Source organism: Bdellovibrio sp., from assembly GCF_047637665.1.
GTDB lineage: Bacteria > Bdellovibrionota > Bdellovibrionia > Bdellovibrionales > Bdellovibrionaceae > Bdellovibrio.
The window spans coordinates 200818-227392 of the sequence record NZ_JBLJBT010000044.1; the positions used below are offsets into that span (position 1 = coordinate 200818).

At 47.3% G+C, this 26575-nt stretch carries 26 protein-coding genes and 1 riboswitch; of the genes, 3 read left to right on the forward strand and 23 right to left on the reverse strand.

Going from position 1 to position 26575, the window contains the following annotated elements:
- Nucleotides 1–112 precede the first annotated feature (112 nt).
- The 21 genes from ACM64D_RS15945 to ACM64D_RS16045 form a co-directional block, all read right to left on the reverse strand.
- Complete coding sequence (locus ACM64D_RS15945) at nucleotides 113–1900, reverse strand: methyl-accepting chemotaxis protein (RefSeq protein ID WP_415064230.1); 1788 nt, start codon at nucleotides 1898–1900, stop codon at nucleotides 113–115.
- A 257-nt stretch (nucleotides 1901–2157) separates the two neighbouring features.
- Complete coding sequence (locus ACM64D_RS15950; RefSeq protein ID WP_415064231.1) at nucleotides 2158–2649, reverse strand: hypothetical protein; 492 nt, start codon at nucleotides 2647–2649, stop codon at nucleotides 2158–2160.
- A 35-nt stretch (nucleotides 2650–2684) separates the two neighbouring features.
- Nucleotides 2685–3212 (reverse strand): molybdopterin-dependent oxidoreductase, encoded by a 528-nt coding sequence (locus tag ACM64D_RS15955; RefSeq protein WP_415064232.1) that lies wholly within the window; start codon nucleotides 3210–3212, stop codon nucleotides 2685–2687.
- Nucleotides 3213–3234: 22 nt separating this feature from the next.
- Nucleotides 3235–4308 carry a ThiF family adenylyltransferase gene (locus ACM64D_RS15960; RefSeq protein ID WP_415064233.1) on the reverse strand — a complete coding sequence of 358 codons (1074 nt, stop codon included), beginning with the start codon at nucleotides 4306–4308 and terminating at the stop codon, nucleotides 3235–3237.
- On the reverse strand, nucleotides 4308–4613 hold the full coding sequence (locus tag ACM64D_RS15965; RefSeq protein WP_415064234.1) for a hypothetical protein: 306 nt from the start codon (nucleotides 4611–4613) through the stop codon (nucleotides 4308–4310). The genes ACM64D_RS15960 and ACM64D_RS15965 overlap by 1 nt, the downstream gene beginning before the upstream one ends.
- Nucleotides 4591–5163, reverse strand: a complete 573-nt coding sequence (locus tag ACM64D_RS15970) for a molybdenum cofactor guanylyltransferase (protein ID WP_415064235.1) — start codon at nucleotides 5161–5163, stop codon at nucleotides 4591–4593. The genes ACM64D_RS15965 and ACM64D_RS15970 overlap by 23 nt, the downstream gene beginning before the upstream one ends.
- Nucleotides 5156–5593: a molybdenum cofactor biosynthesis protein MoaE gene (locus ACM64D_RS15975; protein ID WP_415064236.1), complete on the reverse strand. Its 438-nt coding sequence runs from the start codon at nucleotides 5591–5593 to the stop codon at nucleotides 5156–5158. Before ACM64D_RS15975 ends, ACM64D_RS15970 begins: the two co-directional genes overlap by 8 nt.
- Nucleotides 5594–5595: 2 nt before the next feature.
- Complete coding sequence (locus ACM64D_RS15980; RefSeq protein WP_415064237.1) at nucleotides 5596–5853, reverse strand: MoaD/ThiS family protein; 258 nt, start codon at nucleotides 5851–5853, stop codon at nucleotides 5596–5598.
- Nucleotides 5850–7106 (reverse strand): molybdopterin molybdotransferase MoeA, encoded by a 1257-nt coding sequence (locus ACM64D_RS15985; protein WP_415064238.1) that lies wholly within the window; start codon nucleotides 7104–7106, stop codon nucleotides 5850–5852. The genes ACM64D_RS15980 and ACM64D_RS15985 overlap by 4 nt, the downstream gene beginning before the upstream one ends.
- On the reverse strand, nucleotides 7084–8115 hold the full coding sequence (gene moaCB / locus ACM64D_RS15990) for a bifunctional molybdenum cofactor biosynthesis protein MoaC/MoaB (RefSeq protein ID WP_415064239.1): 1032 nt from the start codon (nucleotides 8113–8115) through the stop codon (nucleotides 7084–7086). Before moaCB ends, ACM64D_RS15985 begins: the two co-directional genes overlap by 23 nt.
- Nucleotides 8078–9055, reverse strand: coding sequence for a GTP 3',8-cyclase MoaA (gene moaA, locus ACM64D_RS15995; RefSeq protein WP_415064240.1), 978 nt, complete (start codon nucleotides 9053–9055; stop codon nucleotides 8078–8080). The genes moaCB and moaA overlap by 38 nt, the downstream gene beginning before the upstream one ends.
- Nucleotides 9043–9160, reverse strand: a riboswitch (molybdenum cofactor riboswitch). Its footprint overlaps the gene before it by 13 nt.
- Nucleotides 9154–9831 carry a molecular chaperone TorD family protein gene (locus ACM64D_RS16000; protein ID WP_415064241.1) on the reverse strand — a complete coding sequence of 226 codons (678 nt, stop codon included), beginning with the start codon at nucleotides 9829–9831 and terminating at the stop codon, nucleotides 9154–9156. (Overlaps the previous riboswitch by 7 nt.)
- A gap of 1 nt (nucleotide 9832) precedes the next feature.
- Nucleotides 9833–10681 (reverse strand): ethylbenzene dehydrogenase-related protein, encoded by an 849-nt coding sequence (locus ACM64D_RS16005; RefSeq protein ID WP_415064242.1) that lies wholly within the window; start codon nucleotides 10679–10681, stop codon nucleotides 9833–9835.
- A 12-nt stretch (nucleotides 10682–10693) separates the two neighbouring features.
- The gene (locus ACM64D_RS16010; protein ID WP_415064243.1) at nucleotides 10694–11824 is read right to left on the reverse strand and encodes a 4Fe-4S dicluster domain-containing protein; all 1131 of its coding nucleotides are present in this window, start codon (nucleotides 11822–11824) and stop codon (nucleotides 10694–10696) included.
- A 3-nt stretch (nucleotides 11825–11827) separates the two neighbouring features.
- Complete coding sequence (locus ACM64D_RS16015; RefSeq protein ID WP_415064244.1) at nucleotides 11828–15301, reverse strand: molybdopterin-dependent oxidoreductase; 3474 nt, start codon at nucleotides 15299–15301, stop codon at nucleotides 11828–11830.
- Nucleotides 15302–15323: 22 nt separating this feature from the next.
- The gene (locus ACM64D_RS16020; RefSeq protein WP_415064245.1) at nucleotides 15324–16082 is read right to left on the reverse strand and encodes a hypothetical protein; all 759 of its coding nucleotides are present in this window, start codon (nucleotides 16080–16082) and stop codon (nucleotides 15324–15326) included.
- Nucleotides 16083–16247: 165 nt separating this feature from the next.
- Nucleotides 16248–16985, reverse strand: coding sequence for a Crp/Fnr family transcriptional regulator (locus ACM64D_RS16025; RefSeq protein WP_415064246.1), 738 nt, complete (start codon nucleotides 16983–16985; stop codon nucleotides 16248–16250).
- A 10-nt stretch (nucleotides 16986–16995) separates the two neighbouring features.
- Complete coding sequence (locus ACM64D_RS16030; RefSeq protein WP_415064247.1) at nucleotides 16996–17724, reverse strand: ATP-binding cassette domain-containing protein; 729 nt, start codon at nucleotides 17722–17724, stop codon at nucleotides 16996–16998.
- Nucleotides 17712–18380 carry a molybdate ABC transporter permease subunit gene (modB, locus tag ACM64D_RS16035; RefSeq protein WP_415064248.1) on the reverse strand — a complete coding sequence of 223 codons (669 nt, stop codon included), beginning with the start codon at nucleotides 18378–18380 and terminating at the stop codon, nucleotides 17712–17714. The genes ACM64D_RS16030 and modB overlap by 13 nt, the downstream gene beginning before the upstream one ends.
- An 8-nt stretch (nucleotides 18381–18388) precedes the next feature.
- Complete coding sequence (gene modA / locus ACM64D_RS16040) at nucleotides 18389–19120, reverse strand: molybdate ABC transporter substrate-binding protein (protein WP_415064249.1); 732 nt, start codon at nucleotides 19118–19120, stop codon at nucleotides 18389–18391.
- A gap of 32 nt (nucleotides 19121–19152) precedes the next feature.
- Nucleotides 19153–20319, reverse strand: coding sequence for an acyl-CoA dehydrogenase family protein (locus ACM64D_RS16045; protein ID WP_415064250.1), 1167 nt, complete (start codon nucleotides 20317–20319; stop codon nucleotides 19153–19155).
- A 148-nt stretch (nucleotides 20320–20467) separates the two neighbouring features.
- Here ACM64D_RS16045 and ACM64D_RS16050 point away from each other — a divergent pair, with 148 nt between their 5' ends.
- Both ACM64D_RS16050 and ACM64D_RS16055 read left to right on the forward strand, forming a co-directional pair.
- Complete coding sequence (locus ACM64D_RS16050; protein WP_415064251.1) at nucleotides 20468–22264, forward strand: 2-oxoacid:acceptor oxidoreductase subunit alpha; 1797 nt, start codon at nucleotides 20468–20470, stop codon at nucleotides 22262–22264.
- Complete coding sequence (locus ACM64D_RS16055; RefSeq protein WP_415064252.1) at nucleotides 22242–23141, forward strand: thiamine pyrophosphate-dependent enzyme; 900 nt, start codon at nucleotides 22242–22244, stop codon at nucleotides 23139–23141. Before ACM64D_RS16050 ends, ACM64D_RS16055 begins: the two co-directional genes overlap by 23 nt.
- Nucleotides 23142–23155: 14 nt before the next feature.
- Here the strand turns inward: ACM64D_RS16055 and ACM64D_RS16060 are convergent, their stop codons facing one another.
- Nucleotides 23156–23794, reverse strand: coding sequence for an alpha/beta hydrolase (locus tag ACM64D_RS16060; RefSeq protein ID WP_415064253.1), 639 nt, complete (start codon nucleotides 23792–23794; stop codon nucleotides 23156–23158).
- Entirely contained in the window at nucleotides 23791–25344 is a 1554-nt protein-coding gene (locus ACM64D_RS16065) for a S41 family peptidase (protein WP_415064254.1), read from the reverse strand. Before ACM64D_RS16065 ends, ACM64D_RS16060 begins: the two co-directional genes overlap by 4 nt.
- A gap of 245 nt (nucleotides 25345–25589) precedes the next feature.
- Between ACM64D_RS16065 and rfaD the strand changes: the two genes are divergently transcribed.
- Complete coding sequence (rfaD, locus tag ACM64D_RS16070) at nucleotides 25590–26558, forward strand: ADP-glyceromanno-heptose 6-epimerase (RefSeq protein ID WP_415064255.1); 969 nt, start codon at nucleotides 25590–25592, stop codon at nucleotides 26556–26558.
- Nucleotides 26559–26575: the final 17 nt, after the last annotated feature.

The following is a 26575-nucleotide window of genomic DNA, read 5'->3' on the forward strand; positions in this document are numbered from 1 at the left end:
GGGAATGTTTATATGATCTCCCATACACACTTTAAGTTAAGGACTATTTCCCCTCGTCCAGGAAAATAAACGGGGGGATGATACGCGATATCTATTCGGAATCTATTGAAATTTAGGCCGAAGCCTTTTCTTTGCCTTCCCCCTCAACCAATTCCGACAAAACATGGACCAGCCCATTAATACCCACCGTCTGCTGGTTCATCTGATCCGAAAAGGCCGACACCTCTTCCGCAGCGGAAGCATTTTGTTGAGTCGAGGCATCTAACTCATTGATGGCTTTGCTGATTTGATTAATTCCTGTGGATTGCTCCTCGCTGGCAATAGAGATCTCGGTATTAATCTGGGAGACATTCGAAATCGTCGAAACGATTTTATTAAGAACCTCCCCACTGGACTCAGCCTTGCGAGCCCCCTCTTCCACTTTCGTTGAACTGTCTTGAATAAGGCCGGTGATATCCTTGGCCGCAAGTGCACTTCTTTGAGCCAAAGATCGCACCGCCTCAGCGACCACCGCAAATCCTTTTCCCTGTTCGCCAGCGCGAGCCGCCTCGACCGCCGCATTGAGAGCCAATAAGTTGGTCTGAAAAGCGATGTCATCGATGACGTTGATAATCTCTTCGATCTTTTTTGAGCTGTGAGCAATCTCCTCCATGGCTGTCACCAACTGCTCCACTTCAGTTTTTCCACTTTCGGCAACCTGCCGTCCTTCATTTGATAATTCGGCGGCATGCTTAGCCCTTTGGGAATTCTGCGCGACTATGCTGGTAAGTTCCTCCATTGATGCAACGACCTCTTCAAGAGCACTAGCCGATTCCACAGCACCGCTTGCCACCTGCTGACTGGCGGCCGTCAGTTGCTGACTTCCCGAGGATATGGTTTCCGCCGAACTTGAAAGACTGTTCACCGTTTGATTCAATGCTAAGGTCAGACGACGAATCATGGAGGTCGCAAGGACTAAAATCAACACAAGCAGGAACACCATCGCCGCTAAAGTCAGAGTGAAAACACGAACTGTTTGTCCATGAAGATCCTCAAGCTTCTCCTCGACCTGTCGAACTTCAAATTTGACCACGTCCCCGAGAGAGTTCAACGCCTTGGTCATTGCCCCGTAAAAGCGCGATGGATCTTCCGCATAGTTCCCCTCGATGGCTTTGCTAACGACCTTCGCATAAACTTCCTGCACCGCTGTCCATTCCGCTGATTGTTTAAAACTTTGCAGCTTTTCTTTAGCCTCTGGAGAAATCATCAATGCGGGGGAATCCAGATTGGCATTAATTCCAGAGCGAAGACTCTCCAAACCCGAAACCTGCTGAACTGAGATCGGTTTGTCGGCAGAAAGAACATTCAACAGACTGGCGCGAAGCTTTCCTCCGTTTTCCTTTCCGAGCTCCAACATAGTCAGACTCAAAAGATTCATTTCTACGCCGTTCAACGATTCATCAGAGGCAATCAGAATGTCTATTTGAATTAACTGGGCAATAATATCGGTGATACGTTTTGTGGCTTCGGCTGGTATGATGGATTTGGTCTTCACCGCACTTCTAAAGTCCTCCAAGTTCTTTCGCGTAGACTCAAGAAGATCTTTCGCGGATTTTTCCGTTTTTACACTTTTAAAAGAAGCTTCAACAGCTCCCCACTTTTCCAAAACCACACGCTGCTGCTCTTCTAACTGAGGAAGGTCTATTTTGTCGCCAAGGTAAAGAGCCGTTTTGGCTCGTTCCAGTTGAACCTCGTGAATCAGTTCCGAGTTGGCTTCAATAAATTTTCCGTTTGCGACAATTTCGTTGGATTGCTCCAAGAGCTTCCAATTGCCGACAAGATACAAAGCCCCATAGAAAGACCAGGCGGCCATTGGCAAACCCAGTAAACCGACTATTTTCCACTTAAGACTTAGACGCATAAACCCTCCATAGACAACGTCCCAAATAATCGTATGGTATCCCATATGTACGCTTCTTTAAGGATTTTTAACAATTTGTCTCAAATTCAAACTTTCATAGAGGAGTTGAATATAACCTACGTCCTATAATATGTGATAGGTGCTCGTAATTAATGAATAAAAGGGGTCACTCTCATTGTTAAAATTTAGATAAATCAAAACGCTCCCGGACCTTTTTTTTGCAAAGAAAACCCGGGACACCCGGGATAGAAGACTCTTTAGAGCTTCCCCAGCACAAAGTAGCCATTCTGAACTACATGCCCAGTTCGATCCACGATATAGCGATAAGCCACACTGTCAGCTGAAGTCAGCCCCGCCGGAGTAACATCCACCCCATAGCCAATCCAAACAAATCCCAAAACTTTTCCCCCATCATAAATCAAGTAATACTCAGACCCACGAAGTGGCGACAAACAGTCGGTCAAAACGTCTTCAAAATCAGAACGACAGAGTGAGGGGTAGATCGACACAAGCTGCTCTAACATTTCCACACGCAAAGCTTCGACTCGCACTTTAAAATTTTTGGGAACATTCTTCTTTTCAACATACTGAGCATAGGTCAGCGACTTTGGAATCTCATGACTGGGAGAATAGATAATCGGCTCAACCAATTCACGAAATCTTGCCGCTTCGATGCCGCTGAGTGCTGCTTGCGCCGTTGACATCATCGCGATCACAGCAAATACCAAAGTACCTTTAAACAAATTCATAAAAATCTCCTTAATAAATCTTCTCAAAAAAATATCTATAACTTATGTACTTCAATAGAGGACAACCAGCGAATGTGTCTGGAGTTTTGACTATCGTTGATGGATACTAGAGCTATTTTTCCTTCTTCAGTTTTCAAAGGTTTGTCGTCCTTTTCAAATGCCACCATGACTCCTTCTCCGACCTTGGACAAAAACAGTTCTCCCCAGGAAAACACCACCGTATAGCCGTCTGTCGCGCGGGCAATCACCACGATCCTCTTTACATCATTATGGGCTTTGGCCAAAATTCCGGCTTTATTCAAAAGATCTTTAAGTAGAATTCCACGATAGGACTCCTCTGCTCTTTTGCTTTGTCCTGTCATGCAGGCTTTCGGATCCAAAACCAAGGTTTTCGCGTCCAATTTCTTTAGTTCAGTCACTCCCAGCTTCAACGGTTCTTGAACTTCACCGGAAATCACCAGCTCTTTGCTTTCAAACTTTTCCGGATTATCCACTTTCACTTTGGCGTTAACACAACTCCCGGCCAACAGGAGTAAAACGATCAATTTAAAAAAGTGATTCACAGTCAGCTCCTTCTACTTTCATTCAGATAATTGTTAGTTTCTCATTTTCAATAAAGCTGGCCAGCCCTCCTTTAATAGAAAAGGCTTTGTAGCCATGGGCCCTGAGGTCCTGACAAGCTTGCAATGACCTGACTCCCAAACTGCAATAGACATAGATTTCTCTGTTTTTCGAAAGACGCCCTGGGTCCTGCGCACCCCACAAAGCTTCGGGCAGATGATACTCTTCATATTCTTCCGCGGAACGTACATCCAACAACAAAGGCCGTGGAGAACTCTGGAAGTAGTCTTGCCATGTTTTCTGAAGCGAAACTCCACAGACCTCCGCAGATTTACTTGCCGGAAGAGTTCTTTCGGATTTTGAACAAAGACACTCCGAGCGACAAGACAAGGACAACGTGTGAAAGTGCATAGTCTTAAAATCGGCGCACCAAATTTTACCAATCAGAGGCTTAACGTCTTCTTGCCCATTCTTTTGAAACAGAATCCATTTTAAAACTTCGAGAGCTTGCACGGAGCCCACCACCCCAGGCACAGCACCAAAAACACCTTGCTCGGCGCAATTTCCAATTTGCGATCGTGGTGGTTCGGGATGCAGACATCGATAGCACGGGCCATTTTGTCCATCAAAGATCCCAACCTGCCCTTCAAAACGACTGATAGATCCATAGACTAATGGCTTTCTTAGAATCAAAGAAACATCATTCAATAAAAACTTGGTATTAAAATTATCGGTGCCATCCACAACAATGTCGAAGGAAGAGCAAATCTCTAAGGCATTTTCCGAGGTCAGACGCTCTTGAAAAATCTGAAACTTAACATGAGGATTCAAAGCGCCCAACGTCGTGCCCGCGATCGGGGCCTTGGCTTTACCCAGGTCATTGGTTGAAAATAAGACCTGCCTTTGCAAGTTGGTAATATCCACAACATCATCATCAACGATTCCGATTGTTCCCACGCCGGCCGCCGTTAGATATTGAAGGCACGGACCTCCCAGGCCCCCGGCCCCGACAACTAAGACCTTGGCCTGCGACAACGCTTTTTGCCCCGCCTCGCCCACTTCAGGAAGAACAATCTGTCTTAAGTAACGACTTTCCATTATCGTTTCTCCTCGGGAATAATATCCACATCCAAACTAAGTTGAACTCCTTTTTCATTCACATAAATCCAATAGGGGTCTTTCTTACGCAAAGGCTTTTGCAGTGCCGCTTGATCCAAAAAAATATGAACTTGAAAATTCTCGGCACCATACCCATTGTGATCTGAAAGACGCAGTGTCACGGCGAGATCTTGTTTTAGACCTAAATCGAATTTTTGCTGAAGCTGCCTGTGCTCGTTCAAGGCACTCCACTCTCGCTCGCTCAAGCGAATACGAATATCTTTACTGTCCAATCTTAGATTCATTTAAAACCTCCTCCCACTCTTCGGGGGTATTGGTATTCCAAAGTGCTTTTGGATCTGAACAGGTTCGGCTTTCGCCTTCGAGCTGAAGAAAAAGATGACGAAAAGACCGTTGGCTTTTTTGAAGACTCGAAACACCGCAAAGGACTTCGCGCAATTTTGCAGAGACAGCGAAAACACAAGGAAGTTCCGAATCAGAAAAACGAATAAAATCTTTCATCACGCAGGCGTCTCGCAACAGTTCCTCCAAACAAGTCTTGGTCAGAAGAGGCATATCCACGGGCGTGACCAACAAAACTTCTCCATTCTCGATCTCTTGGAGGGCGCAACGAAGACCTTCCAAGGGGCCTTGTTCCGGATGTTCATCAGGTACACACAAATATCCAGCCACGTTGCCACTGACTAAAACCCGCGAGCCATCCCCGACTAGAGACTCAAGAAGATCAACCATCACATCGATCAACCTCTGACCTCGGTAATACAGCAAGGCCTTATCCCGCCCCATGCGCGACGATTTTCCACCTGCTAAAACCAAAGCCTTCACCTTATCCATTTAAAGAGTTTCCTCTGAGCCAGGCCTCTTTGCCGCTGGCGTAGTGTTCTTTCTTCCAAATAGGAAGACGCAATTTTATTTGTTCAATGATGTAACGAGACGACTCATAAGCCGCCACGCGATGAGGAGACGCGACTCCGATAATAATGCTTGTTTCGCCCACCAGCAGCGTTCCCACACGATGGACGACGACAAAGTCTAAATCCGGTCCCCATTTGTCATGGCACTCCTCACAGATTTTTTTTAGTGTGTTTTCCCCTAAGACGGAAATCCCTTCGTAAGTAATCGCCGTGACCTTCTGCCCTTCATTGTGATCTCGGACATTTCCCAAAAACCAAATGATAGCGCCTTGGGTGTTGTTTTGAAGAAGGTCCCAGCTTTTTGCTGGCGATAAAACCTCGTGAGTGATTTCACAGTGAATAAATCCCACTTTTAGCCTCCGCAAACAGGCGGCAGAACAAATATCACTCCGCCGGAGGTTATTTGTTCATGGTTTTGTAAGACTCGAACTTCCGTAGCCAACGCGGAGTCCTCAATAAGAGCTCGCGATTTTTCGGGCTGTAATGCTTGGCTGATCAACTTCATTTTAATTTCGGCAACCGTGAGGGACTCCTTTTCACTCATTATTTGAAAATGCGAAGTGGGAAAGTAGTCCTTGGCTTGACCAAAGAGCTTTATATCAATTTTCATAAATCTCGTCCTCCCCAAGGGTGAACCTCGACGGTTGCTCCCTCTTCCAAAAAATCTCCCTCTTCAGGAAGAACCGCCCAGCAATTGGCCTCCAACAAGGAATGCAGCATATAGCTCCCTTGGCCCGGAAGAATTCTTACGCGAGAAACACCGTTGTCACATTCGATGCGCGCCTTAAAAAAGCACCGCAGTCCTTGAGGCTTTTTGATGGCGTGACTGCAGGGGATATTAAGAGCTCGTTGAGTCGATTCCCCGCGAAGAGTTTTCAAATAGGGTGTTACGAAAAAACTAGCACCGACCGCCGTGGAAACAGGATTTCCGGGTAGACCAAAAACCGCTGTCCTCGTTTCTTCATGCACTCCAAACAACAAAGGCTTTCCAGGTCTGATTGCAACTTTATGAAATTCGGTCCTGACGCCCAATTCACTCAAAGCGTCGGTCACATAATCCCAATTTCCCATTGAGACACCGCCTGTTGTAAGAAGAACGTCATAGTTGTTCATGAGCAGCTCTTGAAACTTCTGATGAAACTTTTGAGGGCTGTCCTCATTTTGCTCAAAGATATCAACGTCACAACCTAGGGACGAAAAATAAGATTGCAGAAAGGGCGCTGAAGAGTTCCGCACCTGCTGCGGGGTGACCATCGCCGTAGCATAAGGCACCACCTCTTTCCCTGTTGAGATGACCCCGACTTTTAACTTTTTAAATACACAAACTTCGCTGTAGCCCAAAGATGCTAAGGCCATGACGTCTTCATGGCGCAGGCTGTGACCGCGCTTTAAGATTCGCGCACCCTTTAAAAAATCAGAACCTTGAGGGCGCACGTTATTTCCTTTAGGAACCGGGGCTTTCACGCAAATAAATGACATCCCTCCATCAAAAAAGACTTCAACATCTTCGACTTTAACAACCGCATCGAAGTCTCTCTCAGGCAACAGAGCTCCGGTCATGATTCCGTACACTCCCCCCTCCAAGTCGTCTCTTTGAACGAAAGCATCCCCCGCCGCGACATATCCCAAAACGGGGAAGAGACAGGGTTTCTCTGGAGTGGCCGTCAAGGTCTCTTCGGATCTAACGACAAACCCATCCATCGCCGAATTGTCTTTTGCGGGAAGATTTTCAGAAGAAAAGAGATCTTCGGTAAGAGTTCGCCCCACTCCCATCAACAACGGAACTCTCTCCTCTTGAAGAGGTCGTTTTTGTGCCGCCTCTTGAATTTTCAAAATGGCTTCACGATAAGCGATCATGGACATGACTTCCTCCGTGATTTTTTCCTTGAGATATGTGGATGGCATGAGGCAAAAGACCTTCCAAACTTTGCAACCCTTGGGTAACGGCCTTAGCACTGCCGGGTAAAGAAACCACCAAGGTGGCACCAACTAGAACTGTGATGGAGCGACTCAAGTAGGACATCGGCGTGTATTTCGCCCCCGACATTCTTAGCAGTTCTCCAAAACCAGGGACTTCACGGTCGGCAATTTCAAGCAGCGCCTCTGGAGTGTTGTCTCGCGGACTCAGACCAGTGCCACCGGTCAATATGACCAGGGCAACCCCCTGATCCCGCCACTCTAAGATTTTTTTCTTCATGCCTTCCTTGTCGTCCGATAGAACACAGTGTTCCCGAAACTGAGCCCCACGCGTCGTCAACCAATCAACGATCACGGGGCCGGAAGAGTCTGTCGCTGTTCCCGCAAAACAACGATCTGACAAGGTCAAAACTGCCGATGAAATTCCTTCCAGCGACGGCTTCACTCCACAGGACTCGGCCTGACGACGGCTGCGGGGTTCCCACACTCCGGACTTTCCACCTTCTTTTCTAAGAAGTTGAATTTCCCCCAGAGTCATCTCGGGTTCGACAATTTTAGTTAGGTCATAAATACAAAGCAAAGCGGCGTTCACGGCACAGAGGGCTTCCATTTCAACGCCGGTTTTCCCTTGGCATTTTACTTGGGCTTGAACTTCAATGTGATCCTGCGCAGGAAGACAGCGCACCTTTACCGATTCCAACAAAAGAGGATGGCACAACGGCAAAATTTGTGACGTGTTTTTTGCCGCCATGATGCCTGCCACCTCGGCCAATGCCAGCACGTCCCCTTTGGGCATATCTTTATTGACGATCCTACGAATGATCCCCGACTGAATATAGATCTTTCCAGTAGCCAAGGCCTTTCTTTCTGTCGCAACTTTTTCTGAAACATCAATCATATTGTAAGAACCCGACACATCATCCTCCATAGGTCGATAGTGTTCGCATGTCGCCATAGTCACCCTCATGCAAAGAGTGAGAAACTGGTTTTAAATGCAACGTGTTTTGAATAAATCCAACGAGCTCTTTGAGTGACTCATCATCTTGCAGATAGTCACGCAAAGACACCTCTCCTTTTCCGAATAAACATAGACGCAAGTCTCCTCGCGCTGAGACGCGCAGACGATTGCACTGAGCACAAAAATTTTCAGCATAAGGAGAGATAAATCCAATTTTTCCCAGAAATTCTTCGTGAGAATACTCCGTCGCAGGCCCCGAATTGGCATCTTTGCTGTTTTCTTTCCAGCCCTGGCTTTTCAGTTCTTTTACGAAAAGATCTGAACGAGTGTGGTGCTGATGAAAGAACTCTTTGTTCTGTTCCGTGGGCATCAGTTCGATAAACCGAAGTGTGATAGGTCGCTGCTTTACATACTCTAGAAACTTAGGGAACTCGTCATCGTTCAAACCCTTCAGAAGAACGGTATTAATCTTAATCCGTTCAAAACCCAAAGTCAGGGCCTCATCAAGATCTCGCTGGAGGTTTGTAAGCTCATCCTTTCCCGTAACCATCTTAAAGCGTTGGGGACTCATTGAATCTAAACTCACATTGAGCAAAGAAAGACCGGACTCTTTGAGGCGACGAACCTTCTGAGCCAAACGGTAGCCATTCGTGGTCAAACCTACCTGAAAGCCACTTGATGAAGCTTCACGGATTATCTCGGGCAGATCGTCTCGTAACGTGGGTTCTCCGCCTGTCAGGCGAAGTTTTTTAAAAGATAAAACAGAAAAGGCCCGCAACAGCCGAGCAATCTCAGACAACGTCAGTTCTTGCGAAGTTTGACATTTCTTATATCCCTGCGGCAAACAATAGGCACAGCGGTAATTGCAAACGTCAGTCACTGACAAACGCAGATAGCGAAACTGACGACCTTGTGGGTCGTTTAAAGCCAAAGACATGATTCTCCTTTCCAAACGCGGGAGGCTGTTTCGTTTCCCAAACAGCCCAACGGTTCCTGAACCCTAGAGATCCTTAGGTTCAGGAACTCGGAGTATTTTTATTTACAAGTCGCTCCGCAGTTCGCGGTCTCTTCGTTCTTCTGGGATTCAATCCAATCTGTCTTCTCAGGTTGAATACCCAATCGTGTGCACTCCTGATCTACCAGATCACTCACCCAGCCATAAACTTCTTTGAAGTAAGGATTTTCAACAACACCGGGGCGATGTCCGATCGCACTGACAAAGCGACCTAAATGAGCATTCAGAAATTTTTTGCGACCATCCAAGATGATTTCCGCAGCTTCTGAGTTCTCATTTTCCGCAAAGTAATTTTGTTTCATCAAAAGCAAAGAATAAAATTCCAGCTCGACAGAAACATGATCTAAGATCTCCCGATTTTCGCCTTCTGTTTCCAACTCAAATCCGAAAGCCTTATAAAATCCGGCGATGTCCCCCAACTCCTGACCTTTGGCCATAGCGCGATGACGACCATATTCCGTTTCATAGGGAGAGTTCACACTCTGACCGCGCTCGAAGATATCAATATACAACGACCGCAAATCATCGACGTCCGAAGTCTGCAGAATCTGCTCTACCTGACTGTTCAAACTCTCCGGAAGATTCACCGCCTCTTCTTTCAAAAGAAGCCCGACATAGTTCTCAAAATTTTGATCTGGATAGGAGGTTAGCAATGATGCCAAAACAAAAGACGCCGGATTCGTAGCTAAGGTTTCCATGTTAATTTCCCTCCACTTTAAGTGGTGTCCAAAACAAGGTCAGGGCTTTGCGAGAGCCGACTTCGTCTTTTCCACCTTGCCATACCGCAAATGCCACAGAGCTCGATTTACCCTCTTCCAAAACAGATCCCTTGTCTCTCTTGAGAGCGCGAGAAATTACCACGGTCCATTCACCGTTCTTCCATTCCCCTTTGGCAAACGAGTCCTGGTCCTTACGAACCGCAGAGCTTCCAAAGCCTTCCGCCATGATTTCATCGACTGCTTTTTTGGCAAAAGACTGAGGATTCCCCGCTGCCATACCATGCATGTAGGCCTCTTTTTGATCTTGAGTGGCGCCCTTCCACTTGCCGCTGTCAGCATAATCCATGTGATAAGCATCCACGGCGAGATTGGGATAGATGTCTTTCACATCTTTCTTTCCATGTTCTTCGTCGTATTGATACTGAGCCCGCCAATGAAACATATGCACGGGGTTTCCGGGTTCGCCCATGATGACCGATGGAGGATTTTCATTGCTCTTGACCGGGAACTCCAAGGCCACCGCGTCTGAAAACTGCCCCAGCTTTCCAGCCTCGGACTTCTCACTGTCCTTCCAACGCAGTCGGAAGGCCACATAGTTTCCATTATGAAGTGCCTGCACCGTCAACTGAGACGTCTCTGGTTTTTCAGGTTTTGGCTTCATCATCGGCTGAGCCATCAAAGACAGCTCGACCTCTGGAGCTTGGGACCAATAGGCCGCGTAGGGATCCAGCCCTTTGCTGAAATCCTCTTTCACTTTTTTCACCATGATGTCCCCAGCCTGTGCAAAGGCGGGGATCATCAACAATAGAAATAGCACCTTGAATTTCATGTCTTCTTCTCCTTAAGGGGTGTTATTTCGAAGCGACTTAAGATTCGCATCGTAAGCAGTTCGTTCAATAAATGGCTCAGTCACGGGAACACGAACAACCTCATCCCCTTTTTCGTCATAGCCGTAAGCAATTCCGTCTTTCACATCAAAGCTGTGCATGATGCGATCCGTACTTCCCATCAACACCAACAGACCTTGAGTCACCGGATCGTCTTTTAATTTTTTATAGCGTTCGATCGCTTGATCGACATTGGGACCAAACATCTGAGTCAGATACTCACGATCCGCATGAATCGGCGGGATGTAGTAGATATTCGGCTCAAGACCCAACTGCGGGTAATAAGGCAACGCAATCTGCTGGTCATGAATCAGATAATCAATCGGATTGTTTTTGCGCATCTTCCAAGGAGGATTCACAAAACCCATGATACGAATTTTTCCGATACAGTTCTGCACACACATCGGCTGCAACCCCTGCTCGACAGCCGGGAAACAACCAATACACTTTTCACTGACACGAGTGTGGGTGTTGTACATGGATTTCTTATATGGACAAGCGCGCACGCATTCGCCATAACCCTTACAGCGAGATTGGTCGATAAGCACAATGCCATCTTCTTCACGCTTGTAAATCGCCTTACGAGGGCAAGAAGCCAAACACGCAGGGTAAGTACAGTGAGCGCATGTGCGCGGCAAATAGAAGAACCACTTATCATGCGGAAGCGTTATATGGTCACCATGAGGCACATTGCCCGCACAGTCATCCTCACCAACATTGGGATACATCCAGTCTTCGTCTTTAGGATGAAAGTGAGCCACCACTTCCGTAGGCTTTGCCGCCTCAAAAATAGTTTTTCCATAATAAGGCTCTTTGGCCTTCCAGGCCTGTTGACCCAACTGCTCCAGAATTTTTACGTCCCAAGCCAATGGATAACTTCCGTAGGGCTTGGTTTCAACGTTGTTCCAGAACATGTACTCTTGACCTTTACCACTGGTCCATGTGGTTTTGCAGGCCAAGGAGCAAGTTTGGCAGGCGATACATTTATTTAAGTCGAAAATGATGGACCATTGCTTTTTGGGGCGACTTTCACTGTATGGATAGTCCATCTCCCGATTGATTTGCCAATTCTTCACGCGTGCCATCGATTATCCCTTTCTCTTCATGAAACGGCCCTTGAGGTATTCCTTCATGGCCTGATTCTCATACGTCGGTCTGAATCCCAAAGAGGCTGGTCTCCAGCGTCCCTGACCACCGACTCCACCGCTTTCAGCTTTGGTAATTTTAACGAAGGCTTCACGAGGAGCCCCCACTGGACAGTGAATGTCTGAAGCAAAACCTTTTTCCAAACCTTGTCCAAACATGGTTTTGTGAACCAAAGTTTCTGTCATCAATGTCGGACGAAGCCATGCGCGAGTCGCACTTTGGTGACTTCCTCCGCGATACATCGCCTGATAGTTGGTCTCTGCCGACTTCGCCAATCCATCTTGACGGGTCTCCTGCCCCTTCACACTTCCGAAAGTCGCGCCGTACATGTTATGCCATGTGCGCGCAATTCCTCGCGGAGTGCCGGGGTAATAACGGGCGCGTAACATCAAGCGGGAGATCTTATACTCCTCAGTGCCCTTCTTCCAATTTCGGTAAGGACGATCTGATGGATCGGCATCCACATAAACGTAGTCACCGTCCTCCACACCCAGCGCCTTGCCATCCAATGGGTTGATATCCACATATCCTTCCACAACCGCCGGCATGCGTTTGTCATGACGATAGACGTCCCCGAAAGGACCGAACCACACGGCATTCATATCCGTATCTACCGGAGTCGTGTGGGCTCCATGACGATATTTCGGAGTATGATAAACGTGAGTGTACAACTTCAACTTCAGAGGATGTTTTGACTGCACCAGTTCTTCCGCCGTCTTCATGACGTTACGAACCTGACGGGTTTCAACACTCGTATCAGAAGCACTAAGACCGTACTCCTTCGGCTGCTTTGGACGAAGAGCCTCATGCCCTTGGGCCACGATGACGTTCGGCTCATAAGGTGTTGAATCCACTGGCTCACGATACACGACCATGTTCTCGCCGTGCTCGATAAACTCTGGCTCATGACGGTAGAACTCCAAACGACCTGACTTCGTATGCCAAGGCATCTCGGACTTCGCCTGCTCATAAGAAGACACGCGAGGATAAGTACGATTGTTCATCAAGGCCGGAATACCTTCTTTGGCCTTCTTCTCAAGATCATGGATGTTGTAACCCTTCAATGTGAAGGAGGCATCGATGATTCGTTGCAGATACTCGTGAGTGTCGTTGTCATAGACGAACTTCCACATGTCCGACATACGAGAGTCGCCCGTGACTTTTGCAAGTGATTTTGAAACCCCGGCGATGATTTCAATATCTGCTTTGGTGTCGAAAACGCGAGGCATCGGTGTTTCAGGATAGAGTTGCAAGAACGGATTGGTACAAGAACCGCACATATCCGGATGTTTAAACTCGGCCCAGGAGTCACAAGCGAATACGATATCGGCGTACTCACAAGAACCCGTCCACCACCAGTCGCTGTAAGCAATGAACTCAATTTTAGGTAACGTATTGTGAACAACATCATAATGCCATTTCACGTTACCGATAACGGAGTTGGAGTTGTTCAACCACATCGCTTTTGTCGGAACTGGCATGTGACCGTTTCCAGTGAAGAGCTTGTCGCCCACGCGCAAGGGACGATCCCCGTAGTTGTAGTAATGCAAGGATTCATAGTGAGAGTATTTGCCAACCTTGACCTTGCCACCTTTTGAAAGTTGCAGATTGAATGGATCTTCCGCCGCATAAACGGGTTCCCCCCCGATCAAAGCCGCACGATAGTTTCCAGCATAACTTCCGACGTTTCCTCCAGGGAAACCGACGTTTCTGGTCAATGCGGCGACCAGGAAGATCGCTCGGTCTTTTAGATCCGCATTGAAGAATTGATTCGGCCCCATGCCGCACGCAAAGGAAGTGAGCTCTTTGTTAGCTGCAATTTCTTTGGCCAAAGAAACAACGGCTTTAGCCGGCGCTCCCGTGATCAGCTCGACTTTTTCCGGAGTCATGTTTTCGTTGAGGTACTCTTCCGTCAAATTGAAGATCGAGCGAACCTTTACAGTTTTTCCATCAAGAAGTTTGACCGATCCGCGATAGCCCAGTTCGGGCTCCACTCCCTGGAAGTGGTTTCCGTACTCATCACGGGAAACCGGACGCATTTTCTTGCTCTTCTTATCAAAGACCACGAAGGATTTGAAATCATCCTTCATGGATTCAGGAGCAAACTGGTCTCGCTGTTCAAGTCCCGAAAGAGGCTTTTCACCTTTCTTCAAGAACTTCATGGATTGCAGCGTCGGCTCTTTGAAGTCCGCGATGAAGTCTTCAGGCCGCAAAGGTTTCAAAGTATCCAGACGAACCAAGAATGGAAGATCTGTTTTGGTTTCGACAAATTCTTTGTCATAAAGTTTTTTCGAGATAATTTGTTGCGCCAATCCCAATGCAAACGCAGGGTCTGTTCCGGGACGAATCACAACAACGTCATCAGCCTTCGACGCGGTGGCACTGTACTCGACCGTGATCGCCACGGTTTTGGTGCCCTTTAAGCGTGCTTCTGTCATCCAGTGAGAATCCGGCATTTTGGTCGTGATCCAGTTCATACCCCAGACCAGAAGAAGCTTAGATCTTTCCACGGCAAATAAATCAAAGTCATTGGTCTGAGCCCCCGTCACCATCGGATGCCCCGGAGGAAGATCCGTATGCCAACTGTAAGAGTCCCAACCCCGAGCGCCAATAGCTTTGGTTGAATCAACATTACGAATCTTAGAGTCCATCAACGCCAGCATATTCGCAAAACGATAAAGACCGAAGATCCGAGTCGCTCCCAGGAACGCCATACCTCCACGCAGCTTGATAGTTTGCGTTCCGGATTTTTCAAGAGCCTCAATCATCGCCGGGTCATAACCTTGCTTGTGAAGGAAGTGCTCTCCTTTATCGCCGGAATAGTTCGAAGCGATATTTTCAAACGCCTTTGCGGAATAGTCATACGCTTGTTGCCAATCGGTTCTAAGCCACTTGTCTTTTCCCCGTTGGAAATACTTTGGATCCGGACTGCCTGTCGCGGGATCACGCGGGAATCCAGCGTCTGCCCACTCTTTGAAACCTCGACGGATCATCGGAGCCTTCACACGACGGTCACCGTAGAAACGACGAACCAACGCCAAACCCTTTTGACAAATACGAGGGTCCCAACGATGCGAAGATTGATTGCCATACAGATCGGTCGCTTTGCCATACCCGTAGCTAGGGCCAATGCGAGTCACGACACCATTTTTTACGTAAGCCTTTAAAAGACAGTTGTGAGTGTCATTCGGCGCACACAAGAACACGAAGCTTGAGTCATTCGCGAAAATATTGCGATAGATTTTCTCCCAATCACGGTCCGGGTATTGGGCCAGCGGGTTTTCAATGTTTTGTGGATTAAAGAAACGCAAAGGAACCGCATTCGCCCAACTGGACGTTGCTAAAAGTCCTCCTGATGCCGCCAACGCCTTAACAAAGGAACGTCGACTTAACTTACCCTTATTCTCTTCGCTCATTGTTGATCCTCCAATTTTCCTTTCACGATTCCACTCCTAGAACGGCTCGAGGTGAAATATCTTGTAATTTGATATAGGGATGTTTTGTTTGAATTTTACTTAAAAGAGCTGATGTATAGATGGCGCCACTGCCACATGACGTGCCCTTAGGATAATGAAAATAGAGTGTGCCGGCGCTGTAACCCACAAACTCCACTTCGGTCTTCATGCTGGTAAGAAACTGATCTTTGATTTCATTAAGATCTTCCACCAACATCGCAGGGATGACCCCAAAGTGTTTCGATTTTCCCGGGGCCGGATTAGTTTCTGTAAAAAGCACGTCGACACAGGCGCCGCCATCAATTCGAGCGCAACCGTGTCGGGCACTGCGCTCTTCCTCGCCGAGTCCCATCACAAGTCCATCTAAAGCTTCTCGCCAATAAGTACAGGCGAAATCTTTAGCGCCAGAGGCATAAGCACACGCCCCCCGAGTTAACACGAGGGCATTATTACGAGACTCCCATGTGCCTTGATAACAAGGGATTTCGGATTGCTGAACGAGCGCCTGAAAGTCATGAATTTCAAAAGCCATACCGTGATGACGAGAAAAGCTTTGCGCGAGCTTACGGCTGTTTAGAAAAACCGAACGAAGAACCTCTTCCTGTTTTTCTGAGGGGACTTGCTCTAGAAGATGTTCCTCTTGCAAAGCCAAGGGCAAAGACTGAACAACGTCTTGCCGTACTTGCTCCAAGGCACTGAGGCGTGCTTTTTGCCAACGATTTGCTAAATCTTTTAAATCCATGGACTTGAGCTAAACAGAATATGGGAGCCAAAACATGAGCGAAATCATGTATTAAACTCGACCTAAGTCCTTGATTTATATGAAAACTAACTGATAACAAGGAGATAAGCATGGGAACCAATGCGCCCATCCCCCTGGGGGATAACAAAAATTTCCTGATATATATCAGCGTAGACGGTTTTGCCCCCGGGAAAGGACGACCTCGTCCAAAGCCTCTTTGGGGACCACATCTGAAATGATTTTTTCCAGTGCGGTGGGTTCCAGTACCTCAATATGTTTGTGACAGGTGGTGATCCACCCCTCTCGAGTCCACGCCGTGAGCAGGCGAATCACGGTCTCTTCTTTGGTGACAATTTTTTTTGCCAAATCAACTCGAGTCAGAGGAATGGTGATGCGTCCCCCACAAGAAAGTGAAGGTCTTTTCAAAGTACGCAATAAAAAGTCGGCCAGCTTTTGCGAGACCAAAAAGCGCGAAACCTTACGGTCATGCACGATCTCACTAAAACGTTGAGCAATATGCTTTTGCAACAACTCTGAAAAATCGGGATATCTGGTCAACAAATCATTGAAGTCCGACAAAGGCACCTCAAGAACGGCACTATCCTCATTCGCCACCGCCGAAAAGGGATAGGTAGGCACCCGCAAAATGGAATGAATCATTCCAAAAAACTCGCCACGTCCCGCGAAATCATAGATCACAACATCTTTGGAGGTTTCACCATCTTGCAATTTAAAAGAACCATAAAGAACGAAATAAACATTTTCCGCTCTTTGGCTACTTTGAAAAAGGAAACAGCCTTTGGCGACATCTATATATCGGCACCGCGCGGCCAGCACTTGAATCGTGGCGTCCGACACACAGTGAAAACTCTCTAAGGATTTGATCTTTTTGACAATGTCCACAACCATCTCCCTACAGGTTCACGCCGAATCTTCTTTGCAAATCCAGCAAGCTGGAAAAGCCTTCACGTAAAACAAAGTCATTCGCAAAAACTTTTTCCATCGCGCCAAACTCTTTACAACGACCACTCTCCATCAAGAGAAGATAATCACCCACTCGTGAAGCCTCTAAAATAGAATGAGTCACATAGATGGTGGGCACCGCAAACTCTGACTTCATCTTTTCTAAGAATGGCATGAGTTCACTTTTACTTTGCATGTCCAAGGCACTTAGAGGCTCGTCCATCAACAACAACTTCGGTGACGACAACAAAGCCCGAGCCATCGCCACCCGCTGCTTTTCACCTCCGGAAAGAGACTGGGTGTCTCGATCGCGAAGTTTGTGCAATCCAAAAACTTCCATCACATGATCCCGCTCAAAGCGAGGATGGGAAGCTCGCTCTAATCCCAAGCGCAAATTTCCGTCGACAGATAGATGAGGAAAAAGATTTCCATCCTGAAAAACAAATCCCAAATCTCTTTCATGGGTCGGCGTGAACCCCTGAGGCCCCTGCCAGGACTTTCCCAAAAAATAGAGGTCCCCTTGAGACCTTTCCAAGCCCGCAAGACATCTTAGAAATGTGGACTTACCCGAACCCGAAGGCCCCATCACCACGGTGACCGCAGCGCCAGGAATTTCAAAATCCATATCCAGAGAAAATCCGGGATAATGCAAAGATAAAGAGCCTTTTATCTTGTCCATGGCCGTTCATTCCGTCGTTGAAAGGTGTAAAGACTGACCATGATAACAAAAGAAAACAACAAAAGACCTGCAGCAAGAAGATGCGCCTTATCGTACTGAAGCATCTCGACATAATCGTAAATAGCCGTGGAGATCACCTTGGTACGACCTGGAATATTACCACCGATCATCAAGATAACTCCGAATTCACCCAGCGTGTGAGCAAAGACCAAGACCATGGCTGATATGTATCCCGGCTTCGCCAAGGGCAACGCCACCTTAAAAAACCGCCGCCAGGGATTTAATCCCAAGGTGGCCGCCACTTCCAGCGGACGAGTCCCCATTGCTTGAAAACTATTTTGGAGAGGCTGAACGGCAAACGGCAAACTGTAAATAATGGATCCAAATAGCAGTCCCGAAAATGAAAATGCTCTGGGACCAAATCCATATTGATGTGTCCAAACACCAATCCATCCGTCAGGTGCCAACAACACTAGAATATAAAAACCTAAAACTGTGGGCGGCAGCACGATCGGCAAGGTCACAAGCGCAGAAAGTGGAATCTTTAACCAAGAGCGAGTCCGCGCCAGCCACCATGCCAGAGGCGTTGCCAAGACCACCAGACTCAAGGTCGTCAGAAGTGCCAATTTTATTGTGAGAAAGACAACTTCTGACATAACTCCCACTAATCCACTTCATATCCGAACTCTTGAATAAGATGGCGTCCCTTTTCGGAACGAATAAACTTAAGAAGCTGTTGAGCGGCCTTCTTATCTTTGCCAACTTTCAACAAGACCGCTTTTTGCTTAAGGGCCTCGTAATTTTCACGGGGAACAATCCAAAGACTGCCCTTCGCCTCTTTCACTTGGGATAAGCTGACAAACCCTAGCTCGGCATTGCCCGAGGCGATAAACTGATGGGCTTGAGAAATGTTTTCCCCATAGATAATTTTTTCCTGTAGCTTCTTCCACAGTCCCATTTTTTTAAGGACTTGTTCTGCCGCGAAACCATATGGCGCCAACGTGGGGGACGCCATCGAAAGATGTCGAAATCCTTTGCCGCTTAAAACTTTCTCTTGGTTATCTATGAAGTTCTCTTTGGGGCTCCACAGTACCAACTTACCAATCGCATAGATAAAATCAGAGTGGGTTTCAGCCAAACCCGAAGACAGAAGTTTATTAGGATGCTCTTCATCCGCAGCCAGTAAAACTTCAAAAGGAGCCCCATTGACAATTTGAGTATAGAACTTACCCGTCGAACCATAACTGGCGGACACCTTATGACCGGTTTCCTTTTGAAACTCGGCCATGATTTTCTGCATAGGCAGAGTAAAGTTTGAGGCGACAGCCACCAAGACCTCATCGGCCCTGGAGAAGATCGGGAGAAACATCAGAATGACCACACACAAGAGTTTCATTTCTTAGTTCCTCCAGATCCAATGCGAGGGATCTATCTAAATGCTTGGATCCCCGTGATGTGATGTCCGATGATGAGGCGATGAATATCCTCAGTTCCCTCATATGTATTCACACTTTCAAGATTCAACATATGACGGCCCGTTTGATATTCGTAAGTAATACCACTGGCACCCAAGATATCGCGAGCCACGCGCGCAATCTCTAGCGCCTTGGCCACATTGTTCATTTTTGCCATGGAAATATGAACAGGCTGAGCCTCACCTTTGTCTTTAAGACGACCCACCTGCAAAGCCAAAAGTTGACCCTTGGTAATTTCAGTCACCATGTTAGCCAATTTCGCCTGAATTAACTGGAAGCTGGCAATCGGCTTATCAAATTGAATACGAGTCAAAGCGTAATTCAAAGCCTCATCGTAACAAGCCATCGCCGCACCCAAAACACCCCAGGAAATTCCGAAGCGCGCGTTATTCAAACAAGAGAACGGTCCTTTAAGACCCTTCACATTCAACATTTGAGAAGCGGGAACGCGACAGTCTTCGAAAATAAGTTCGGAGGTCACAGATGCTTTCAATGAAAATTTCTTTTCAATATTTCTCACTGTGAAACCAGGCAAATCACGATCGACAATAAAGCCACGAATATCGCCCGCATCGTCTTTCGCCCACACGATGGCAACGCCCGCCATGCCGCCGTTGGTGATCCACATCTTAGAACCATTCAAAATATAAGAATCTCCATCTTTGCGCGCTCGAGTGATCATACCTCCTGGGTTTGATCCGTAATCGGGCTCAGTCAAACCAAAGCAGCCAATCAACTCTCCTGACGCCATCTTCGGAAGATATTTTTTCTTATGCTCTTCTGTTCCGAAGGCATCAATCGGATGCATACACAAAGCACCTTGAACGCTGACGAAACTGCGGATGCCGCTATCACCGCGCTCAAGCTCTTGCATGATCAGACCATAAGATGTGTAATTCACGCCCGCGCAGCCATAACCTTGGATCGTCGCGCCGAGCGTTCCTAGCTCTGCAAGTTTTGGAATTAATTCAGTGGGAAAATACCCTTTTTCATAGTGGTCCGCGATGTGGGGCATGATCTCGTGAGAAACGAACTCTCTAACAGAGTTACGGATCATCAACTCCTCTTCAGTAAGAAGAGCATCTGTATTCAAGATATTAGGAGACTCAAAGTTTTTCATTTCGCGTACCTCGTATTTTGGGGTTTCTTATCTCACCAGGCCCATCGCACTTCAAGAGGCAATTTTCAACTCCACCCCACCTCCGGGGTGGACAAAAAATCACTTCTTCCCTGTCTGCACTTCCACTAAGATGCGCGCCGAGGTGACTATGAATCCTGTCGTCAATGATTTTACAATCAAGATTGCCACAGTCAATGGAAGCGGAAGCCAGACCGCAAATCATGTACTAATGAAGTGTTTTTTCAAAATGAATATTCCTGTCGGGGCCAAGAACTTCTTCCCCTCAAATATTCAAGGGATGGCCACCTGGTTTACCATCCGCGTGAACGGCAAGGGTTTTGTCGGCGCGAAAGAAAAGTCCGATATTCTCATCAACTACAATCCAAAAACTTTGCCTGAAGATGTCGCCAGTATGTCACCAGAAGCGGTTCTTTTCTATGATCAAGACGCCGCTCTTCCTGAGGGACTTGACCTGAAAGGTCGAACAGCTTTCCCCATTCCCTATAAGAAATTGATGGAAGACCTTGAAGTCCCCATTAAGTATCGCAAACTCACAAGTAACATGATCTACGTCGGGGTCGTGAGCGCGTTCTTAAAAATTCCCGAAGATGTTCTTCTCAACGTCCTGGAAGAACAGTTTAACAACAAAGCCACGGCACTCACGCTAAATCAGAACTCCGCCCTCAAAGGACGGGAGTATTTTGCACAAACTTTCTCACCAGAATCCCAGATCTATCAAGCTCAAGGACTTCCCTTCACAAAACAAAAAGTTCTGATGGATGGCAATACAGCCTCGGCGATGGGCCTGCTTTATGGAGGCTGCTCCTTTGTGAGCTGGTATCCGATCACACCCTCCACATCGGTGATTGAGACTTATAAAGAGTTTACTCAGAAATTTCGCTCTCGCGATGAAGACAACAAATCCCGCGATGTGATCGTCCAGGCCGAAGATGAGCTGTCAGCTATTTGTATGGTTTTGGGCGCTGGATGGGCGGGCGCTCGTGCCATGACGGCCACCTCGGGCCCTGGTCTAAGCCTGATGGCGGAAGCTGCGGGTTATGCTTATTACGCAGAAATTCCGGCCGTCATCTGGGATGTACAAAGAACGGGACCTTCCACCGGCCTTCCCACGCGAACCTCTCAAGGCGATATCACCTTTGCGCACTTCCTTTCCCATGGGGATACCAAACACGTCTGCCTTTTCCCGGGAACTTTGGCCGAGTGTTTCGAGTTCGGTCAGACCTGCTTTGATCTTGCGGAACGATTGCAAACACTGATCGTTGTCCTAAGTGACTTGGATCTGGGCATGAATGTCTGGGCAGAAGAAAAATGGGCTTATCCAGAGCGCCCTTATGACCGAGGGAAAATCGTCACCTTGGAAGATCTTGAAAAGGGTCTTAAGTTTGAACGCTACAAAGATGTCGATGGGGATGGAATCCCACAACGAACCTTGCCTGGGACTCCTCACATTAATGCCGCATACTTTACGCGCGGTTCAGGCCACAGCGCCGCCGCTGTTTACACCGAGAATCCAGCGGCCTATCAGGAAGTCACCAACCGGCTTACTAAGAAGTGGGAAACCGCTCGCACTCTGGTGCCCGCACCGATTGTGACGAACTCAGAAGGCGCTGCCGGCGTCCTCTACTATGGCCCTCTGGATAATATCGTTGATGAGCTCAAAGATCTTCTCAAAGACCAAATGACTCTGAATACCTGCCGGGTACGGGCATTGCCTTTTTCGGCGGAAGTACGAAAGTTCATTGAAGCAAATCAAAAGGTTTTTGTTGTCGATCAAAACCGGGACGGACAAATGTTCCAACTTTTGGCGATGGAATATCCAGAGCTTGCTAACAAATTGGTTTCTTTGAAATACCACAGTGGTCTTCCCATGAATGCTGAAAACCTTAGAAAGGACTTCGCCCATGCAATCTCCTTCTTTATCTAAAAACGATTACAAAGGCAGTCCCTCCACTCTGTGCACAGGATGTGGCCATGATTTGATTTCCAATCAGATCTCCAATGCTTGTTTCAATCTGGGCATTCATCCCTTTGAGGTCGCTAAGATGTCAGGCATTGGATGCTCTTCCAAGCTGCCCGCCTATTTCATGTCCCAGTCTTTTGCCTTCAACTCTATGCACGGGCGGATGGCCCCGGTTACGACCGGAGCAAAACTTGCCAATCCTCAACTGAAGATGTTGGGCATTAGCGGTGATGGCGACACGGCCAGCATCGGAATCGGGGGGTTTGTTCACTTGATTAAAAGAAACCTTCCCATGGTTTATCTGGTCGCCAACAACGGCGTGTACGGACTGACGAAGGGGCAATTCTCGCCGACCGCAGACCCACGGTCTCCTCGCAAGAACGGTGAAATTTTCCTTTTCGAAACTTTGGATGTTTGTACCTTGAGCCTTGAACTGGGTTGCGGATTCGTTGCCCGCAGTTTCGTCGGAAATCCGTCCCAGCTTTCGATGATTCTTCAAAAGGCCTTCCAACACAATGGAACGGCCATCATCGATATCTTGTCTCCCTGTATTACGTTTAACAATCACGACGAATCAATGAAGAGTTATTCTTATCTTAAAGCTCATGAGGTGCCCATGAAAGAAGTTGGTCCCTTTGCAGATCCTTTGGCCGCCACCGCAGAGATCCGTAAGGCCTATAAAAGCGGCGAAGTTTTAACTGGAATCTTCTACGAGAACACGGAGGCGGCAACTCTTCTAGAGAAGCTCAATGCCCCCACGCGCCCCTTGGCGTCTTATCGCGAAACAGATTTACGTCCTTCGCGTGAGACCTTTGAAACTATGATGGCTGAATATATGTAATCAGAAGGGCCGACTTATTTTAAGTCGGCCAGTTGTTCCCGCACCCAACGGCGGATCAGAGGATACTCCTCTTCCTCAAGAGAATGGTCTTTATCCATCTCAACCCAATCCACGCGAAGGCCCGCATCTTTCAACTTATCGACCCCGTACTTGGTTTCCTCTAAAGGAAGGATGTCGTCTTGATGTCCGTGCGTAAACAACCACGGCGTGTGTTTGGCTTCATGGGAGATATTCGCACGCCAACGAGGATAGAAGTTGAAGTATCCACTGATACCAACCACACCCCCCAGCTTTTTAGGATAGTTTAAACCCACGTCCGCGCTGATAAGGCAGCCTTGCGAAAAGCCGAAAAGAAAAATCTTTTCACTGCTCCAGCCCTGATTTTCAAGATCATTTAAAAGATCAAAAAGCTTTTCGCGAATTTTAAGAACGCCATTTCCTTGATAAGGAGGTTCTCCGTACCAGGTGTATCCATCCATAAAACGTCGTGGCGCATTTAAGAGCAAATAGTTCATCTCTGGAATATTGAGCTCATCATTAAATGAATAGAAAGGACGAATGCTGTCGCCGCGACCATGCAGGACGATCATTAAAAAATCAGACTTCTTTTTTGCGGGAATAAACTTATGTTTAAATAGACTTGTTGTGATCATAACCCTGCTCTTGCCACTGAACTTGAACAAAATAAAACTTCACGAGCTTTTGAAAGCTGAAGGTCCTCCGAAGAAGTCCCCTCATCCATACCCAAACAGTCGTTCGCCGAAAAATGTTTTGCCAAAGAAAGAACTTGTTTTTCGGGCGCACGCAAAGGATTCATGAACTGGTCAGACTCGCGACCTACAGAGATATTGTCAAAGTTAACAGCCACATCTGGAACCAATCCCTTCATTTGAGGAGAGCGTCCTGAGGGAAGATAGTAAAAACCTTTCGTTTCAAACAAAGCGATCTTTTTGTTCTGAGACCAGTATTCACCCTCTTGGAAAGAACCTTTACCAAACGTCGTTTCGCCCACCAACACCGCGCGGTTCAAATCACGCAAAGCACCCGCAACGATTTCTGAAGCACTGGCTGAGGACCCATTCACCAGAATCGCCATCGGCAAAGCAAAGATCTTTTCTTCTCCGCCATAGTACTCTTCTGCTTTTTTGCTAGGATCAAGATAACGAATTTCAAAAATCTTTTTGTCGGGACCTACGAACAGACTTGCGATACAAGCCGCTTCTTCCATTTGGCCGCCTGGATTGTCGCGCAAATCCAACAGCAATCCACGCACATGGGACTTCTTCACAAGTTCCAAGGACTCCTTCACTTTCGTGCAAGCCCCTTTTGCGAATTTATTAATACCAATCACGGCGGTGGGTTTGATCCCCTCAATCACACGCGTGGATACCGTTGCCACGGTGATTTCGGTACGGCGAAGTTTGAATTTCAACTCTTCATCATCACGACGAAGGATCAAAGTGCTTTTATCGCCCACTTCTCCCTTAAGAAGCTCTGAAATACGACCTTGCATAAGACCTTGAGTCTTGTGTCCATTGATCGAAAGAAGAACATCGCCCTTTTGGATACCTGCAAGCTTTGCCGGACTGCCCTCAGTCACCTTGCGAACCACATACTGACCTTGAGAAATCCCCAAAGTAATCCCCAAGGACGTGGAGCGACTGTCGGCTTTTGAAATCACTTCCTTAAACTGAGACACTGGCATCAGATAGGTGTGGGGATCGCGAAAAACAGAGATAAATCCATTCAAACCAAGCCCCACCATCATGGATTTTTGCGACGACTTGATATGCTCGGTCTCAAGCTCTTTCCAGGCATTTAGGAAGGAAATTTTAACAGCTTTGTCGGTGTGATTCGTAAAGAACTGCTTCCATGGCTCTAACTGCTTTTTTTCTGAACTCATGTCAGTGGACAACGCTTTGCGGACAGAGATCAATTTGCCATCGGTATTGAGACTGAGGTTATAACGATTGGCCACATTCAAAACCGCGTTGGCGCAAGCCAGGAAGTAACGTTCAGAACTGCCGCACGTTTGGTCTTGCAAGAGGTCTTCCAAGGCTGCTGGGCCAAGCCCCGTCTCAGCCCAGTAGTCCTCAATGGACTTCACCTTGGAAGCGTCACTGTGAGAACGTGACAAAGAAAGACTGACCCCCACGGCCAATACTAACAATGAGACTAAGAAAAATCGCGGTGAATAAAGCACTCATCGCCTCCCAACTGGTGACACTCTTGAGCAACGGTCGTGCCGCCTCAGATCGAATTGGTTCAATTATGGGCCCCTTTTTGGGTATTTTTTTCTGGGTTGAACAGGGCCTCAACAGGGGGGCTTTTTTATGCCGCCAAGCGAAGGAAAAACCACCCCCCTTTCCTTGAGAAAAACCAGGCTCTGTAATAGGTTTTAATTCTTAGGCATATAACGTAAAAACCCCTCTCGGAGTCGAATTCAGTATGATTATTGTTACAGGTGCAAATGGCTTTATTGGCAGCGTGATGGTCTGGGAATTAAACCAAAAAGGCCACACGGATATCGTCGCCGTGGATTCCGTCGGACTGAGTGAACGCAACCTTCTTCGCAAACAAAAGATCACCCAATTTCTTCTCAAGGACGAACTTTGGGCCTTCCTTGACAGTGATGAAGCAAAGAAGAAGGTCTCTTGGATCATTCATATGGGGGCTTGCTCTTCAACAACGGAAACCAATAAAGAATTCCTTTGGGAAAACAACACTCAATACACACAAAGAATTTTTGAATGGTGTACAGAGTACGGAAAATCCATGATCTATGCCTCCAGTGCCGCCACCTACGGAGCCGGTGAACTGGGTTTTGACGACACGACAGATCCTGAAAAGCTGCGTCCTCTGAATCTTTATGGCGAATCGAAAGTTCTCTTTGATCGCTGGGCCGTCAAACAAACCAAAACGCCTCCGCACTGGTATGGTCTTAAGTTCTTTAACGTCTTCGGCCCGAATGAATACCACAAGGGTCCGATGTCAAGCGTGGCCTTTAAGGCCTACAACCAAATCAAAGAACAAGGGGCCTTAGGCTTGTTTAAGTCCGCTGATCCTAAATACAAAGACGGCGAATTTATGCGCGACTTTGTCTATGTGAAGGACGTCACCGGCTGGATGGCCGAGTTGATGGAAAAAACTCCGACGAATGGGGTTTACAATATGGGTTTTGGAAAACCTCGCACATGGTTGGATTTGGCGGGCGCCGTCTTTACCGCGATGAAAAAAGAGATGAAAATCAACTGGCTTGAAATGCCAGAGAATATTCGTGGTCAATACCAGTACTACACAGAAGCAAAAACAGACAAGTGGCTGGCGGCAGGAATGAGTCCTGCGAAATGGCCTTTGGAAAAGGCTGTTGCCGATTATGTGCAAAACTACCTTTCCAAAGAAGATCCTTCACTTTAAGAAAGAACAAGAGAGAA